This is a genomic window from Lysobacter sp. M15 (assembly GCF_022662515.1).
Lineage (GTDB): Bacteria > Pseudomonadota > Gammaproteobacteria > Xanthomonadales > Xanthomonadaceae > JAKPBU01.
In genome coordinates this window covers 144,435-160,506 of the sequence record NZ_JAKPBV010000002.1, presented here as the reverse complement: position 1 = coordinate 160,506, position 16,072 = coordinate 144,435, and the positions used below count along the sequence as shown (strand labels likewise).

Sequence of the window (16,072 nt, the reverse complement as noted above, 5' to 3'; positions counted from 1 at the left end):
ATCGCGTCGTCAGCCCCAGACCTGCTCGTCGAGCGTCGCGGCCGCCCGCTGTCCGCGTACCCGTCCCTTCTCTACGATCACGCCTTCCGCACGCAACCTGCGCGCCTGCTCGCGCCATGCCCGGGAATTTTCCGGAAACGCGATCCGGCCATCGCTGCGCAGCACCCGATGCCACGGCAGTCCGGCATCCTGGTTTTCGCTCAGCACGCGCGCCACCAGTCGCGCGCGACCCGGCAAGCCTGCGCGACGCGCGACTTCGCCATAGCCGGCGACCTGCCCGCGCGGGATCGCGCGGATCGTGGCAAGGATTCGCTCCGCGGCAGACAGGTCGGTCATCGCGGTTTAGGATAGCCGCATCTTTCGCACCCTTCGCTGCCCCCGACATGCAGAACTTCGAGAAGATCCGCAGCCATCTGGCCTCCGGACGCTACAAGGTCACCATGCAGGACCCCTACGTGGTCTGCGTGGAGCTGTCGCTGGACAATGGCAAGCGCCACCAGGCGATCTTCCTGTCGGAACTGCAGGACGATGACGGTCGCAATTATCTGCGCGCGAGCACCGTGATCGCTCCCATCACCGGCGTCGACTGCCGGCGCGCGCTCGCGTTCAACTGGGAGAGCCGCGTGGGCTACCTGGCGATCGGCGATCTCGACGGGGTGCCTTACATCCAGCTATGCGAGAACCGTCCCTACGAGGGGCTGACGGCAGCCGAGGTCGACCGTCTGATCCTGGAAATCGGCGGCATGGGCGACCGCCTGGAACGCGCACTCTCCGCAGGCGGCGACCTGCTCTAGGGAGCGCTCAAGCCCGCCATCCCGGCCCGCGAGCCGGCGATCTCCCGCATGGCGGTCTCAAGCCCGTCATCCCAATAATCGGTTCGGCCGGTTCGGCCGGTTCGGCGGGCCTGGGCCCGCCCTACGTCCAGCCGATCACATCGAACAGCTCGAACAGTCCGTAAGCCACGCCGCCGGCAGCGGGGATCGTCAGGATCCAGGCCCAGATGATGCGTTCGATCACGCCCAGCTTGAGCGCGCGCGGGTTCTTGGCGAAGCCGACGCCCATGATCGCGGTGGAGATGCTGTGGGTGGTGGACACCGGCATGCCGAAATGCGCCGCGGTGACCAGGATCGTGGCCGAGGCGGTTTCCGCGGCGAAGCCATCGATGGGATGCAGCTTCACCATCTTGTGACCGAGGGTCTTGATGATCTTCCAGCCACCTGCCGCGGTACCGGCCGCCATTACCAGCGCGCAAGTCGCGATCACCCAGCTGTCGATGCCATCCTTGCCTCCATCCGGATGCAGGAACTGCAGCCATGGCGGCAACGCGTCAAGGGTGCCGGCCGACTGCGCGCCGAAGATCGCCAGGGCGATGATGCCCATGGTCTTCTGCGCGTCCTGGCGCCCGTGCGCGAACCCCATGTAGGCCGCGGACATCAACTGGGCCTTGCCGAAGAACGCATTGACCCAGCGCGGGCGCGCCATGCGCGCCAGCGGGCCGCCTGCCCGGGTCAGCCCCGCGATCAGGATGTACAGCAAGGTAATGATCAGCACGCCCAGGATGAACCCGGCAATCGGCGAGCTGACCATCGGCACCACCACCTTCCACAGCAGGCCCTTGTTCTCGGTCCACCCGCCACCGCTGGCCTTGGACCAGATCAGCGCGGCCCAATCGTTGTTGGCCGCCGCCAGTGCGGCGCCGCACAGACCGCCGATCAGCGCATGCGACGAGGAGGACGGCAGCCCGCGCCACCAGGTGATCAGGTTCCAGATGATCGCACCCGAGAGCGCGCAGATCAGCACCTGCGAGGTGACCACGACCACGTCGGTGTCGACCAGGCCCGAGGCGATGGTCTTGGCCACGGCGGTGCCCATGAACGCACCGATCAGGTTGGTGACGGCGGCCAGGATGATCGCCTGCCCCGGGGTGAGTACCTTGGTCGCCACCACGGTGGCGATGGAGTTGGCCGTGTCGTGAAAGCCGTTTATGAACTCGAACAGCAGCGCGGTGAGGATCACCACCAGCAGCAGGGTGAGCATGGCGGGCGCCTTACGAGTTCTTCAGCACGATCTGGTAGGCGACCACGCCCGCCTCGCGGCAGCGGTCGATCGCCTTCTCCAGGATCTCGAAGAATTCCTTGAGCAGGAACATCTGCTGGCTGTCGAGCTTGCCCGAGTAGATGTCCCGGTACAGTTCCAGCATCAGCCGGTCGGCTTCGTTCTCGATCGCGCGCAACTTCTCGTTGAGCTTGGTCATGCGGTCGATATCGAGCCTCGACAGGTCGTGGACCATTTCCTGGACCACGGCGGAGGCCTGTTCCAGCATCGCCGAGCGCGGAGCGAAATCGATGCCCTCCAGATGCTGCACCGCCAGCGAATAGCGGTCGGCGAACTTTTCGATCTGCTTGGGAATCTTGTACAGCGCCGAACCGAGCGCCTCGATATCCTCGCGCTCGATCGGGGTGATGAAGCTGTCGACCAGGGCCTTGCCGATCTTGTCGGAGGTGGCGCGCTCGCGCTGCCGGGCGAGCTTGAACGCGTCCAGCGCAGGCTCCCGGTCGGGTTCCCGCATCATCATGTGCAGGGCCTTTGCGGCGTCGTGAGCCGCGTCCGCGGCCTCGTCCAGGAGTGCGTAGAACTGTTTGCCGGAACCGAAGATCGTCTGTAGCGAGAACATACCGAGGCCCTGAAGGTTGCAATCGGGTGACAACCCTATGTCGGGATTATGACGGTTTCGTGACTTGGGCTGGGGAAAAGTGCCCCAACCTGCCCTGATATCATCCCCCGGCGCCTGCGGCGCACCCTATGGACGACGACTCCCGACCTCCGCCCGCCCGCCCTGCATCGCCGACGGCATCCCGGGCGGGCCTGTGCGGTTTCGAGCCGCTCCGGTGCTTCCCCCGGAGCGGCCATGATTGAGCTGTTCGTCGTCATCGCCCTGATCCTGCTCAACGGGTTTTTCGCGCTGTCGGAAATGTCGGTGATGACCTCGCGCAAGCTGCGGCTCAAGCAGATGGCCGAGGATCCATTGCGTCCCAGCCGGGGGGCCGGCAAGGCGCTGGCGCTGGCCGAACATCCTGACAACCTGCTGTCGACCGTGCAGATCGGCATCACCCTGATTGGCGTGCTGACCGGCGTGTTCGGCGGAGAGGCGATCGGCCTGCAGATCGCCGACTGGCTGGACAATGTGCTCCCGGCCGCGCGCGAATACGCAAGGCCCATCGGCATCGGTACCGCCGTGACCCTGATCACGGCCGGCTCGGTGATTTTCGGCGAGCTGATCCCCAAGCGCCTGGCGCTGACGAATCCGGAGGGAATCGCGGCCGTCGTTGCCATTCCGCTGCACATGCTGGCGCGGGCGGCCAAGCCGGCCGTGTTCGTCCTGGGCGCGATCAACCGCCTGGTGCTGCGGGTGCTCGGCATCCGCGACGATGCCCGCAACGCCATTACCGAGGAGGAAATCCGCCTGCTGGTGAGCGAAGGCCACGAGCAGGGCGTGATCGACGACGACGAACGCAACATGATGCACCGGGTGATGCGCCTGGGCGATCGCACGGCGGAAAGCCTGATGACGCCACGCACCCGGATCATCTGGCTGGACGCCGCGGCGAGCTTCGAGGAAAACCTCGCCGAAATGCGCGAAACGCCCTATTCGCGCTATCCGGTGTATCGCGGCAGCGACGCCGACGTGCTCGGCGTGCTCGAGGTGAAATCGCTGCTGGATCGCCTCGACCAGTTGGCGCCGGACCTGTTCAAGGAACTGCGCCCGGCGGTCTTCGTGTCCGAGTCCACCCACGCGCTCAAGCTGCTGGAAATCTTCCGCGAGGAGCAGCAGTCGCTGGCGCTGGTGGTCGACGAATACGGCGACGTCACCGGCATGGTCACCCTGAACGACCTGATGGGTGCGGTGCTGGGGCGGATCCAGTCGGGCGAAAGCGCCGACGCCGAGGCGCTGGTGATCGCCCGCGACGACGGCTCGCTGCTGGTCGACGGCAGCCTGCCGGTGGACGAATTTCGCGATCTGATCGGCGGCGGCAAGCTGCCCGACGAGGACGAGCACGACTACCACACCGCGGCGGGCATGATCATCGCCCGCTTCGGCCGCATCCCAAATCCGGGCGAACACTTCGACTGGGCCGGATGGCGGATCGAGGTGATCGACCTGGACGGGCCGCGGATCGACAAGCTGCTGCTGCAGCGGATGGCCGAGTCGCCAGCGGAACACGACGATGACGCCTGAGCCGCGCGAACCGGCCGAACCGGGCGATCCGGGATCAAGGCGCCGACGCTGGCGCAGCTGGCGGCGCGCGGCCGAGCGCGGCACCCGCGCCCTGCTCGACCAGCTGGCCGAAGGCGATCCGGACGATCAGCTCAAGCTCGGCGACCTGCTCACCGGCCTGGGCCGTCGCGCCTTCGGCGTGCTGCTGTTCCTGGCCATTCCCCCGTCCTTCATTCCCGGCGTGGCCGGTGTCATCAGCAGTCCGATCGTGGTGCTGGTGGGCGTGCAGCTGATGGGCGGCCTGCGCCGGCCGTGGCTGCCCAAGTGGTTGGCGGCGCGCGGCCCGCACCGGAGCGTGCTGATCAAGTTCGACCGCTGGTTTGCGCCGTGGCTGGCCAGGCTGGAAAGGGTGATCAAACCGCGCATGACCGCTTTGCTCGACCACCGCATGGCCAGCATCGTGAGCGGCGTGATCCTGGTGCTGCTGGGACTGCTGCTGGCGCTGCCGATTCCGCTGACCAACGGGATCTTCGGCGTACTGCTGCTTCTGTTCGCGCTTGCGCTACTGGAACGCGACGGCGCGCTCATGATCGTCGCCTGGGTCGCTGGAGCGGTATCGATCGCGGTGTTCGGCGTGCTCTCGGGCAATCTCGCGGCCATGGCGGCGCGGTGGATCGATTTGCTGGTGTGAGCGCGGCGGCGCGGCGCCAACCAGGAGTGAGAGCACGATGATGTCGTGCCCGCGAAGGTTGGGCGGTAAACCAAGGACGTTGCTTTTTTGCGCTCTCGTTTCCGATCAACACCACTCGTCCTTCGGGCTTAGAGCTTTCACCTGAAGGCGACCCAGCTTCTTTGCTGGTGCAGTGCGTCGAACACGCGTCAGGAAAGTAATCAAAGAACGAGCAAAGAGCTTTCGCCTTTCGGCGAGTTACTTTCTTTGCTGGTGCAAAGAAAGTAACCAAAGAAAGCACCTTTCTCGTGAGATCAAACCCGCTCAAGTGGTGTGCGGTGTCGTCGCCATTTTCGCAGCGGACATCCGTGTCCGCTCCGAAAACGGCCGGCATCCATGCCGGCCGCCCTCCGGGTGTCCGGATACAGGTCGCATACGCAACGCAGAAAACATCAAACGCCGAAGCTCGCGCTCGTTGCCACGGAGCTCATCAGGCGATCTGACCTAATCCGCTGTCTTTGACTTTCATGGTCCCGCAGTAGCTGTCAGCTCCCGGAAACCCCGAAGGGGCGGCGGCCATGGATGGCCGCCGTTTTCGGATCGAGCCATGGATGGCGAGTCCGAAAATTGCTTCGGCATCCACATCCCTTGAGCGATGTGGATCCATTGGGTGCTTTCTTTGGTTACTTTCTTTGCACCAGCAAAGAAAGTAACTCGCCGAAAGGCGAAAGCTCTGCTTCACCGCTGCCGCGAGTTCGGCATCCGAGCAATAAATGTCGCCTTACTTGCCACGCCCCGCACACGCGTGCCGACCTTCGTAGGCACAACCGCGAAGGCCTCAGGCCCCGCATCAAGCGATCAGCTTCGCAAACTCGCGCGCCGCCACCGGGCGGCCGAACCAGTAGCCCTGCCCCAGGTCGCAATTGCGCTGCTTGAGCAAGGCATATTGCTGCTCGTCCTCGATCCCCTCGGCCACAACGATGATTCCGAGCGAATGGGCCATGGCGATGATCGCCGTGGTCAGCGCCAGATCGTCCGGATCGCGGGTCACGTCGGACACGAAACTGCGGTCGATCTTGACGCCGTCGACAGGCACCCGGCGCAAGTGGCTGAGGCCCGAGAAGCCGGTGCCGAAATCGTCCAGCCATACCCGCACTCCCTCGCCGCGCAGCTTCGACAGCATCGCGCTCGCCTGTTTCTCGTCGCTGATGATCGTGGTCTCGGTCAGCTCCAGGTGCAGCGCATGCGGGGCCAGGCCGGACTCCTGCAGCGCCCGGGTCACGTGCCGCGGCAGATCGCCGCTGCGCAGCTGTCGCGGCGACACGTTCACCGATACGAACAGCGCCTCGCCATTGGCGGCACTCCATGACGCCGCATCGCGGCAGGCTGCGCGCAGCACTTCCGGCCCGATCCGTTCGATCAATCCGCTCTGTTCGGCGACATCGATGAAGGCCGACGGCGCGATCGCGCCCTGCTCCTCGTGCTGCCAGCGCAGCAGCGCCTCGGCGCCCACCAGCCGGCGGTCGGAGAGCCGGTACACCGGTTGGTAGGCCAGGGAGAGCTCGCCCCGTTCCCAGGCGCCGCGCAGGTCGGTCTCCATGCGGATGCGGCGCGCCACCGCCTGGTCCATCGCGCGGCTGAAGAAACGGAAGCAGTTCTTGCCCGCGACCTTGGCCTGGTACATCGCGATGTCGCCGTTCTTCATCAGCGTCGCTGCCTCGCGCGCGTCATCGGGGAACAACGTGATGCCGATCGACGTGCCCAGGAACACCTGCCGCTCCTGCACCCGGATCGGCCGGCTCAGCTCCGACACCAGGTTCTCGGCGACGCTGCTGGCGAGCGCACGCATGTCCGCGCCGTGGCGTTCGTCGGCCTGCAGCAGCACCACGAACTCGTCGCCGCCGAAGCGGGCCAGCATCGCATCGCTGCCCCCGTAGCGGCTCACGGCTTCACGGATCCTGTTGGCGAACTGCACCAGCACCTCGTCGCCGGCGTCGTGGCCAAGGCTGTCGTTCACGCGCTTGAAATCGTCGATGTCCGCGAACAGCAGCGCCATTTCCCGACCGGCGCCCTGCAGCTGGACCACGCGCCGGTCCAGGTTTTCGCGAAATGCCAGCCGGTTGGCCAGCCCGGTCAGTGGATCGGTATAGGCCATGCGCCGGATGTCGCGATCGTGCCGGCCGATGCTTTCGCTCATGCGTCCGAACGCGCGCAGCAGGTCGCCGACCTCGTCCTGGCGCCGGCTGTCCGGGATCTCGGCGGCGAAGTTGCCCGCCTCGATCTCGCGCGCCGCGCCGGCCAGCTGCCGGATCGGCCGCACCAACGCGCGCTGCAGGGCGTAACTCACCAGCACCGCCAACCCGACCAGCGACAACAGCAGCACCACGATCCATTGCAGATGGCGCTTGCCGATTTCGTTGAGGCGCTGGGACATGCGCGCGGAAGCCTGCTCCTCGTCGGCCCGCGCCGAGGTCAGGGAAAACCCGATCCTCACCCCGCCCAGGCGCTGCTCGCCCACGCTGATCGGAGCCGACACGTCGAGCACGCCAGCGGTCAATTGGGTGTGCTCGCCGCGCGCCGAAACCACCTCGTAGGCGAGCGGATCGTTCATCGCCTGGCCGTAGGTGGGGATGTCGCCCGATCCGTCGTGGATGATGTCACCATTGGTGTCGTAGACCAGGACATAGGCCACATCCGGCTGCCGCATCACGTCCCGGGCGATGCCGCCAATCGAATCCAGGTCGAAGTAGTACAGCGGGTTGACCAGCGAGTCGGCGACCTGGCCGATGGTCGCCTCGCCCCGCTTGCGCAGCCGCGACATGATCAGCGTGCGCATCGCGTCGCCGCCGACCCTGACCACCTCCGCCTGCATCGCATGCTGCCGCTGCAGCATCAGCAGCACGACTCCCAGCAGCACCACCAGCGCGATCGCGATCAGCGCGCCGAACTTGGCCGATAGCCCCATCCGCCAGGTCATCATTCGACTTCCGCCCGGACCCGGCCGACGCCGGCGCCGACCTTCTGCAGCGCCTGCATCGATGGCGGGTCGATCGGCAGGAATCGTGTGGTCTTGAAGAAGCGCAGTAGGGCCTCGCGCGCATCGGGATCGTCCGCGGCCTGGCTCAGGACCTGATACAGGCGTGCCTGCACCTTCGGATCCAGATCGCCACGCACCATTTCAAGCGCGCGCGGATACGGGTCCGTTTCATGGAAGATCACCAGATCGCGCCGGTAGCTCGGCGGCACCCTGGCGGGGTTGTCCCAGTCGAGGTTGCTCATTGCGCCTGCGTCGGCCAGGCGCTTGTGCACCCAAGTCGACACGTTGAGCTCTGAGCGGGCGAACACATAACCCACCGCATCGGGATCGGGCCGGTCGTGCGGGGACAGCAGCAGGGTCAGTGGCAAGCCGCGCTCGAGCAGCGCAGCCGCGGGCACGAAATAGGAACTGGTCGATTCGGCGGCCTGGAACGCGATGCTCCGGCCCCGCAGCGCCTCGATGCTGCGGATACCGCTGTCGCGGCGCGCCACGAACAGGGTCCGGTATCGGCTGACCCCGTCGCGCTCGGTCAGCAGCAGCGGCTTGGCACCCGCGCGCTGCGCCAGCTGCATGCCGGTGCCGCTGGTCTCGGTGACCCAGTCGACCCGGCCGCGGCGCAGATAGCTGGCCATCTGCTGCGGATCGCGCGCCATCAGGATCCGGCCTTCGCGGATGCCCACATCGGCCATGCGCGGTACCACGTAGTCCAGCAGCGGCTTGAGCTGCTCGTAGTGCGCCTTGGGATCGTCGCTGATCCGGCCCAGCACCAGCACCTGTCCGTCCCCGTCCGCCGCCTGCGGTGCGCGCGGCAGCAGCAGGGCCGAGAGCAAGGCAACGGCCATCCACAGCGAGCGCAGGCGCGAAGTCACGTGGTTCGAAGGCCGGTGATTGAAGGCCCGGCGAGCCTAGCCCAAACCCCCCGGCGGCGACAGGGGGGGCGTTGGCCCCGCTTCGCCGGCCAGCCGCGCCATGCGCTGCGCGTCGGCCAGCACACCGCGCAGCAACCGGACCTCGCGCTCGTCCAGGCTCGCGCGCAGGAACAACCTGCGCAGCTTGCGCATCGCCGACTCTGGTGCGCGGCCCTTGTGGAAATCGATGTCATCCAGGGTCTGGGCCAGCTGTGCGAACAGCCCTTCCAGCTGCGCATGGCTGGCGGGCGGATCGTGCGGTGCGGGCAGCCGCGCTGCCGCACCCTGCAGCAGCGCCAGGCGCAGCTCGTAGGCCAGCACTTGCACTGCCATCGCCAGGTTCAGCGAGCTGTAGTCGGCGTTGGCCGGGATGTGGATCGCAGCATGGCAAAGCTGCAGCTCTTCGTTCTCCAGCCCGGTGCGCTCGCGCCCAAACAGCAGCGCGATCTCGCCGCCGTCGCGCGCAGCGGCGACGACCTGCGCCGCCGCCTCGCGCGGCGTCCACTGGGGTAGTGCGATGCGCCGATCGCGCGCGGTGCAGCCGAGTACCAGCCGGCAGTCGGATACCGCATCGGCCAGGGAATCGGCCACGTGCGCACGCGCGAGCACGTCATCGGCGCCGGCCGCCAGCGCGTCCGCCTCGCTGTGGGGAAAGCGTTCGGGCTGCACCAGCACCAGGCGCGACAGGCCCATAGTCTTGAGGGCGCGCGCGGCTGAACCGATGTTGCCCGGATGCTGGGTACCCACCAGGACGATGCGGATGCGCACGGCGGCCTGGGTGTCGAAGTCTCCGGTGTTCATCGGGTCGGATGTTAAACTGCGCCGCCGGCCCTGCGCCGGGATGTTCTTTTCCGCCGCCCCTTCGATCCGCCCGGCCACGCGCGCAGCCGCCGCACGCCCGGCAGACGCCTCGACCCGCCATGGAGCCCGCCGATGCTACAGCCCGCCGTCAACATCATGGTCAAGGCGGCCCGCGCGGGTGGCAACGTCCTCCTGCGGCACATGCACCGGCTCGACGCGCTCAACGTGGTCGAGAAGCAGCGCATGGACTATGCCAGCGAAGTCGACGGCCTGGCCGAGGCGGAGATCGTCAAGGAGCTGCGACGCTTCCATCCCGCCTACGCGTTTCTGGGCGAAGAAGGCGGAGCCCAGGGCAAGCACCGCTACACCTGGGTGATCGACCCGCTCGACGGCACCAGCAATTACCTGCACGGCATGCCGCATTGGTGCGTCTCCATCGCGCTGGTGGAGAACGGCGAACCGCTGCACGGGGTGATCTTCGACCCGCTGCGCAACGAGCTGTTCATCGCCACGCGCGGCAAGGGTGCTGTGCTCAACGACAAGAAGATCCGCGTGGCCGAACGTCGAGACATCGCCGGCGCCATGCTGATCACCGGCTTCCCGCCGCGCGAGCGCAGCCGCCTGGGGCCGCATCTGGAGTGCGTGAAAGCGCTGATGGCCGAAGCCGAGGACCTGCGTCGCACCGGCTCGGCGGCATTGGATCTGGCCTGGGTCGCCGCCGGCCGCGCCGACGCGTACTTCGAGGCCGGTGTGCAGCCCTGGGACATCGCCGCCGGCGCCCTGCTCGTGCGCGAGGCGGGCGGCCGTCTGTGCGACTACCGCGGCCGTGCGCCGGGGCGGATGGATGTGGCGATGGCCAGCGGCACCCAGATCATCGCCGGCAACGTGAAGCTGGTCGAACCGTTGCAGCAGTTGGTGGTCAGTTCTGGCTATGCGAAGGCGTTCGATTAGGGGTGTTGGCTGACGGCGACGGCAAATCGCGCGCGCGAATCGGTTCCTGCGAGTCGAGCTTGAACCCCGGGGCTGTGATCCAAGAGCGCGCTGTTTCGATCCCCCAGATCAACGACATCTGCAGGTCAAACAAGAGCTCCGTCCGTCGAAAGCCTGCCGATACCTGGTAGTTCGACACTTGCTCGTACGCGCACAATAGAAGCAGAGCTTTCGCCTGAAGGCGAGTTACTTTCTTTGCTGGTGCAAAGAAAGTAACCAAAGAAAGCACCTCAGTGGATCCACACCGCTCAAGGGATGTGGATGGCGAAGCAATTTTCGGACTCGCCATCCATGGCTCGATCCGAAAACGGCGGCCATCCATGGCCGCCGCCCCTTTCGGGGTTTTCGGGTGCTGACAGCTACTGGGAGACCAGGAAAGTCAAAGGCATGGGCCATCAGCGCCAGCCACAGCCCGCGCCCGCACCTGGCTGCCTGGCTCTCTAGCCTTTGATCTTCTCGAGGCTTCGCATGCAACCCGCATCCGGACACCCGGAGGGCGGCCGGCATGGATGCCGGCCTTTTCGCAGCGGACATGGATGTCCGCTGCGAAAATGGCGACGACACCGCACGTCCCCTGAGCGGGTTTGATCTCACGAGAAAGGTGCTTTCTTTTGGTTACTTTTCTTTACTCGCCACTACGTGGCTCGCCCTTCGCGCCGGCTCCGCCGTTCGCGCCTTCGGCGCAGTGCACCAGCAAAGGAAAGTAACTCGCCGGCAGGCGAAAGCTCTGCTCCTAACGGCTGTAATTCCGGACCCACGGATCGTTGGCTCTCCGCCTTCGCGGAGATGACAAAACGAACACTGCGGCCCCAAATTCCGCGCGCCCCAAAAAACCAAGGGCCGCATAAGCGGCCCCTGGCTGGAACTTGGCAGGAAAAGTCAGGGCCTGCGCGCCAACGCCGCCTCGTCGCGCGCCTTCGGCATCAGGTCCTGCTTGCTCACACCCAGCCACAGCAGGATCGGGCAGGCCACGAAGATCGAGGACAGGGTGCCGATGATGATGCCGATCATCTGCGACTCGGCCATGCCCTTGAGCGAGCCGCCGCCATACAGATACAGCGCCAGCACGGTCAGGAACGCCACGAACGAGGTGATCACCGTACGCGACAGGGTCTGGTTGATCGACTTGTTCAGCACCGCGCGCGGTTCCACGCGCATCGACTTGAAGTTCTCGCGCACGCGGTCGAACACGACGATGGTGTCGTTGATCGAGTACCCCATCACCGACAGCACGCCGGCGAGCACGGTCAGGTCGAATTCGTGGCCGGTCAGTGCGAACCAGCCGGCGACGACGACCACGTCGTGCAGGGTGGTGATGATCGCGGCGACCGCGAACTTCCATTCGAACCGGAACGAGATGTAGACCAGGAACCCGATCACCACGAACAGCAGCGCGTACAGGCCGTTGAGCGCCAGTTCCTTGCCCACCTGCGGACCGACATAGCCGCTGCTCAGGCGCTGGGCCGGGTTGTCGGGCGTCGAGGCCGCCTGCACCACCAGGTCGGCGGTCTGGCTGGTGTCGTCGCGTCCGGCGCCCTCGCGCGGCTGCAGCCGCACCAGCAGGTCGCTGCCGGTTCCGTAAGCCTGGACCTGGGCATGGTCGAACCCGGCCGAAGCCAGGCGCGCGCGCAGGTCGTCGACGTCCGCCGGCTTGGCGAAGCGCAGCTCCACCGCGGTGCCGCCGGTGAAGTCCAGCGCGAAGTTGAAGCCCTTGGTGAACATGGCGCCGATGCCGACGAACATGATCAGCGCCGCGATCACCAGCGACACCCAACGCAGGCGCATGAAGTTGAAGTTGCTGTCGTGCGGAAACACATTGAACTGCTTGATCATGGTCGTGCTCCGTCAGATCGCGACCGACTTCAGCTTGCGCCGACGTCCGTAAATCAGGGTGGCGATACCGCGCGAGACCGACACCGCGGTATACATCGAGGTGGCGATACCGACGATCAGCGACACCGCGAAGCCCTTCACCGGGCCGGTACCGAAGGCGAACAGCGCGATACCCGCGAGCATGGCCGTGATGTTGGCGTCCGCGATCGTGCCCGAGGCCTTGTCGTAACCGCTGGCGATGGCGGTCTGCGGCGGCACCCCGGCGCGCAGTTCCTCACGTATGCGTTCGTTGATCAGCACGTTCGCGTCCACCGACATGCCCACGGTCAGGGCAATGCCCGCCAAGCCAGGCAGGGTCAGGGTGGCCTCCAGGAACGACATCACCGCGACCACCATCAGCAGATTGATCAGCAGCGCCACGCAGGTGATCACGCCGAACATGCGGTAATAGATCAGGAAGAACGCCAGCGCGAAGGCGAACGAGTACAGCACCGCGCGCAGGCCGCGCTCCACGTTCTCCTTGCCCAGGCTAGGACCGACCACGCGCTGCTCGACGAAGTCCATCGGCGCGGCCAGCGAGCCCGCACGCAGCAGCAGGGCCAAGTCCGCCGCTTCCTTCGGGCTTTCCAGGCCCGAAGTCTGGAACGTCTTGCCCAGCGGCTCGCGGATGTTGGCGACCGAGATGACGCGCTCGTTGATCCGCGAGCTGCGCACTTCCTTGCCGTCGACCATCCGCACTTCGGGAATCCGGTCGATGAACACCACCGCAAGCCCCTTGTTCACGTTCTCGCTCGAGTAGTCGAACATGCGCTGGCCGCCGATCCCGTTGAGGTTGATCGTGACCGCGGGCGAGCCGTCGTCCGGAGCGCGGCCGGAAGTCGCGCCGACCAGCTGCTCGCCCGACACGATGACCCGCTTCTTCAGCAGGATCGGAATCGGCTTGCCATCCGGTCCGAGTTCCTGGCGGTAATACAGCTTCGCATCGGGCGGCACGTTGCCGGTGGTCACCGCATCGAGGATGTCGCCGCCCTCGTACACGCCGTGGAATTCCAGCGTCGCCGTGGCACCGAGGATGCGCTTGGCCTGCGCGGTGTCCTGCACGCCGGGCAGCTGCACGACCACCCGCTCTGCGCCCTGGCGCTGGATCACCGGCTCGGCCACGCCCAGCTCGTTGATGCGGTTGCGCAACGTGCCGACGTTCTGCTCGATCGCGCCAGCGGTGATCTGCTGCAGGTCCTGCTCGGCCGGCCTGATCACCAGCTGGTTGGTTCCGGCCGGCTCGACTTCGACCATCGGCACGCCGCTGGCGAGCACGCCCGAGCCGGAGGCGCCACTGCTGACCGTGGCCAGGTCGGTCTGGATCGCGGTGCGTGCGGCATCGCGGTCGCCGGGTTTGGCCAGGGTGACCAGGAACGTGTTGTCCGGGCGGCGTTCGACCGACTGATAGGTCAGGCGCTTGTCGCGCAGCAGCACACGCAGGTCTTCGGCGTAGGCGTCCATGCGCTTGTCCAGCGCCGCCTTGCGGTCGACTTCCATCAGGAAGTGCACGCCGCCCTGCAGATCCAGGCCCATGAGCATGCGCCGGGCACCGATCGCGTCGAGCCACGCGGGCGCGGTCGAGGCCAGGTTCAGCGCGGAGACGTAGCTGCCGCCCAGCGTGTCCTGCAGCAGATCGGAGGTCCGGCCCTGCTGCTCGGCGCTGGCCAGGCGCACCACCAGGTTGTCGCCCTCGATCGCCACCGCCTTGGGTGCGATGCCGGCCTTCTTCAGATCCGCTTCGACCCGCTGCGTCAGCGCAGCGTCGATCTTGGCACCGCGGTTGGCGGTGATCTGCACGGCCGGATCCGGCGGGAACAGATTGGGGACCGCGTACAGCGCGCTGAGCGCCAGCACGAACGCGATGATGAAGTACTTGACGCGTGAATATTCGAGCATGGACAGGTCCAGGACGCGGCCCCGGGGCCGCGCCGGTCATGGAACGACGACGGATCAGGCGGCCTTGAGGGTGCCCTTGGGCAGGACGTTGGCTACCGCGCCCTTCTGCACGCGAAGTTCCACGCCACTGGCGACCTCGACATGGATGAAACTTTCGCCGATCGTGCGCACGGTGCCCGCGATGCCGCCGTTGGTGATCACCTCGTCGCCCACCGACAGCTTTTCGAGCATGGCGCGGTGTTCCTTGGCACGCTTCATCTGCGGACGGATCATGAGGAAGTACATGATCGCGATCAGCACGATCGGGAACAGGAGCGAGCCCATCATGCCGCCGGCACCAGTGGAAGGGGCGGCCTGTGCGTAGGCAGGGGCGATCAGCAAGTCGAGCAGGTTCATCGGGCGGATTTCCACGGAAAAATAGCGGGCGATTATGCCATGCGGCATGGCCACCGATGCCCGTGCGGACGCGTCCGACCCGGCGCCGGCGGCGTCCCCAGGCCATCGAAGCGCCCGAGCGGGCGGGTTTCAGCCCGTGGCTGCGGGCTGCTGGGCGGCAAGAAAGGACTGACGGAACGCGGCGAAGGTTCCCGCTGCGATGGCCGCGCGCATGTCCGCCATCAGCTTCTGGTAGTGCCACAGGTTGTGCAGGGTGCCCAGGATCGGCGCCAGCATCTCGTTGCAGCGGTCCAGGTGCCGCAGATAGGCGCGGGTATAGCCGCCGGTGCAGGTCGGACAACCACAGCCTTCCTCGATCGGGCGCAGGTCGCGCTCGTACTTTGCATTGCGGATCCGCACCACCCCGCCGTGCACGAAGTAGTGCCCGTTGCGCGCGTTGCGGGTGGGCATGACGCAGTCGAACATATCCACGCCTCGGGCCACCGCCTCGACCAGATCCAGCGGGCGCCCCACTCCCATCAGATAGCGTGGCCTGTCGGCCGGAAGCTGCGGGCAGCAGTGTTCGAGCATCGCATTGCGCTCCGCCTCCGGCTCGCCCACCGCCAGTCCGCCGATGGCGTAGCCGTCGAATCCGATCCGCTGCAGCGCCTCGGCCGAGCGCGTGCGCAGTGCAGGATGCACCCCGCCCTGGACGATGCCGAACAGCGCCGCGTCGTTGCCTTCGTGCGCGCGCTTCGAGCGTTCTGCCCAGCGCAGGGAAAGCTCCATCGACTTGCGTGCCACCTCCTCGGTGGCCGGATAGGGCGTGCATTCGTCGAAGATCATGACGATGTCCGAATCGAGTACGCGCTGGATGCGCATGCTCTCCTCGGGGCCGAGGAACACCTGACTGCCGTCGGTGGGCGCGGCGAAGGTGACGCCGGCCTCGCTGATCTTGCGCCGGTGCGCCAGCGAGAACACCTGGAAGCCGCCCGAATCGGTCAGGATCGGCCCGTCCCAGCGGGTGAAACCGTGCAGGCCGCCGTGGGCCTCGATTACCTCCAGGCCCGGCCGCAGGTACAGGTGGAAGGTGTTGCCGAGGATGATTTCCGCGCCCAGGGCGCGCAGCTGTTCGGGCAGCATGCCCTTGACCGAACCATAGGTCCCAACCGGCATGAACGCCGGCGTTTCCACCGTGCCGCGCGGAAACGTGAGCCGACCGCGCCGTGCGGCGCCGTCGCTGGCCAGCAACTGGAACGACATGCGGCTCATGGGGCTCCGATGGCAGGCGATCTGCGAGGAGCCCG

Annotated in this window: 14 protein-coding genes; 4 read left to right on the top strand and 10 right to left on the bottom strand. The window is 66.5% G+C overall.

From position 1 onward, the window contains the following. Positions 1–9: 9 nt before the first annotated feature. Positions 10–336 carry an MGMT family protein gene (locus MC380_RS01545; protein WP_242162628.1) on the bottom strand — a complete coding sequence of 109 codons (327 nt, stop codon included), beginning with the start codon at positions 334–336 and terminating at the stop codon, positions 10–12. Positions 337–383: 47 nt separating this feature from the next. On the opposite strand from MC380_RS01545, the gene MC380_RS01540 reads away from it, so the two are divergent. Next, a complete protein-coding gene (locus tag MC380_RS01540) occupies positions 384–794 on the top strand; it encodes a YbjN domain-containing protein (RefSeq protein WP_242104434.1) in 411 nt (136 codons plus the stop codon). Between the two features lie 121 nt (positions 795–915). Here MC380_RS01540 and MC380_RS01535 read toward each other — a convergent pair whose 3' ends face one another. Both MC380_RS01535 and MC380_RS01530 read right to left on the bottom strand, forming a co-directional pair. Further along, on the bottom strand, positions 916–2,037 hold the full coding sequence (locus MC380_RS01535; RefSeq protein WP_242104435.1) for an inorganic phosphate transporter: 1,122 nt from the start codon (positions 2,035–2,037) through the stop codon (positions 916–918). 10 nt (positions 2,038–2,047) lie between these two features. Beyond that, complete coding sequence (locus MC380_RS01530) at positions 2,048–2,674, bottom strand: pit accessory protein (protein ID WP_242104436.1); 627 nt, start codon at positions 2,672–2,674, stop codon at positions 2,048–2,050. 234 nt (positions 2,675–2,908) lie between these two features. Between MC380_RS01530 and MC380_RS01525 the strand changes: the two genes are divergently transcribed. Together MC380_RS01525 and MC380_RS01520 are read left to right on the top strand one after the other, a co-directional pair. Further along, entirely contained in the window at positions 2,909–4,237 is a 1,329-nt protein-coding gene (locus MC380_RS01525) for a hemolysin family protein (protein ID WP_242162626.1), read from the top strand. Continuing rightward, positions 4,227–4,907, top strand: coding sequence for an exopolysaccharide biosynthesis protein (locus tag MC380_RS01520; RefSeq protein WP_242104438.1), 681 nt, complete (start codon positions 4,227–4,229; stop codon positions 4,905–4,907). Before MC380_RS01525 ends, MC380_RS01520 begins: the two co-directional genes overlap by 11 nt. Positions 4,908–5,736: 829 nt before the next feature. Here the strand turns inward: MC380_RS01520 and MC380_RS01515 are convergent. The 3 genes from MC380_RS01515 to MC380_RS01505 are packed head-to-tail and all read right to left on the bottom strand — an operon-like array spanning position 5,737 to position 9,632. After that, positions 5,737–7,866, bottom strand: a complete 2,130-nt coding sequence (locus tag MC380_RS01515; RefSeq protein WP_242104439.1) for an EAL domain-containing protein — start codon at positions 7,864–7,866, stop codon at positions 5,737–5,739. Then, complete coding sequence (locus tag MC380_RS01510; RefSeq protein WP_242104440.1) at positions 7,863–8,792, bottom strand: phosphate/phosphite/phosphonate ABC transporter substrate-binding protein; 930 nt, start codon at positions 8,790–8,792, stop codon at positions 7,863–7,865. Before MC380_RS01510 ends, MC380_RS01515 begins: the two co-directional genes overlap by 4 nt. Before the next feature lie 36 nt (positions 8,793–8,828). Then, positions 8,829–9,632, bottom strand: a complete 804-nt coding sequence (locus MC380_RS01505) for an RNA methyltransferase (RefSeq protein WP_242162624.1) — start codon at positions 9,630–9,632, stop codon at positions 8,829–8,831. A gap of 132 nt (positions 9,633–9,764) precedes the next feature. Here MC380_RS01505 and MC380_RS01500 point away from each other — a divergent pair, with 132 nt between their 5' ends. Then, a complete protein-coding gene (locus tag MC380_RS01500) occupies positions 9,765–10,583 on the top strand; it encodes an inositol monophosphatase family protein (protein ID WP_242162622.1) in 819 nt (272 codons plus the stop codon). A 918-nt stretch (positions 10,584–11,501) separates the two neighbouring features. Here MC380_RS01500 and secF read toward each other — a convergent pair. From secF to tgt, 4 genes are all read right to left on the bottom strand, one after another. After that, positions 11,502–12,452, bottom strand: a complete 951-nt coding sequence (gene secF / locus MC380_RS01495) for a protein translocase subunit SecF (protein WP_242104638.1) — start codon at positions 12,450–12,452, stop codon at positions 11,502–11,504. A gap of 15 nt (positions 12,453–12,467) precedes the next feature. After that, on the bottom strand, positions 12,468–14,390 hold the full coding sequence (gene secD / locus MC380_RS01490; protein ID WP_242162620.1) for a protein translocase subunit SecD: 1,923 nt from the start codon (positions 14,388–14,390) through the stop codon (positions 12,468–12,470). A gap of 54 nt (positions 14,391–14,444) precedes the next feature. Next, the gene (gene yajC / locus MC380_RS01485) at positions 14,445–14,786 is read right to left on the bottom strand and encodes a preprotein translocase subunit YajC (protein ID WP_242162617.1); all 342 of its coding nucleotides are present in this window, start codon (positions 14,784–14,786) and stop codon (positions 14,445–14,447) included. Positions 14,787–14,915: 129 nt separating this feature from the next. Further along, positions 14,916–16,037: a tRNA guanosine(34) transglycosylase Tgt gene (tgt, locus tag MC380_RS01480; RefSeq protein WP_242162615.1), complete on the bottom strand. Its 1,122-nt coding sequence runs from the start codon at positions 16,035–16,037 to the stop codon at positions 14,916–14,918. Between the last annotated feature and the right edge of the window lie 35 nt (positions 16,038–16,072).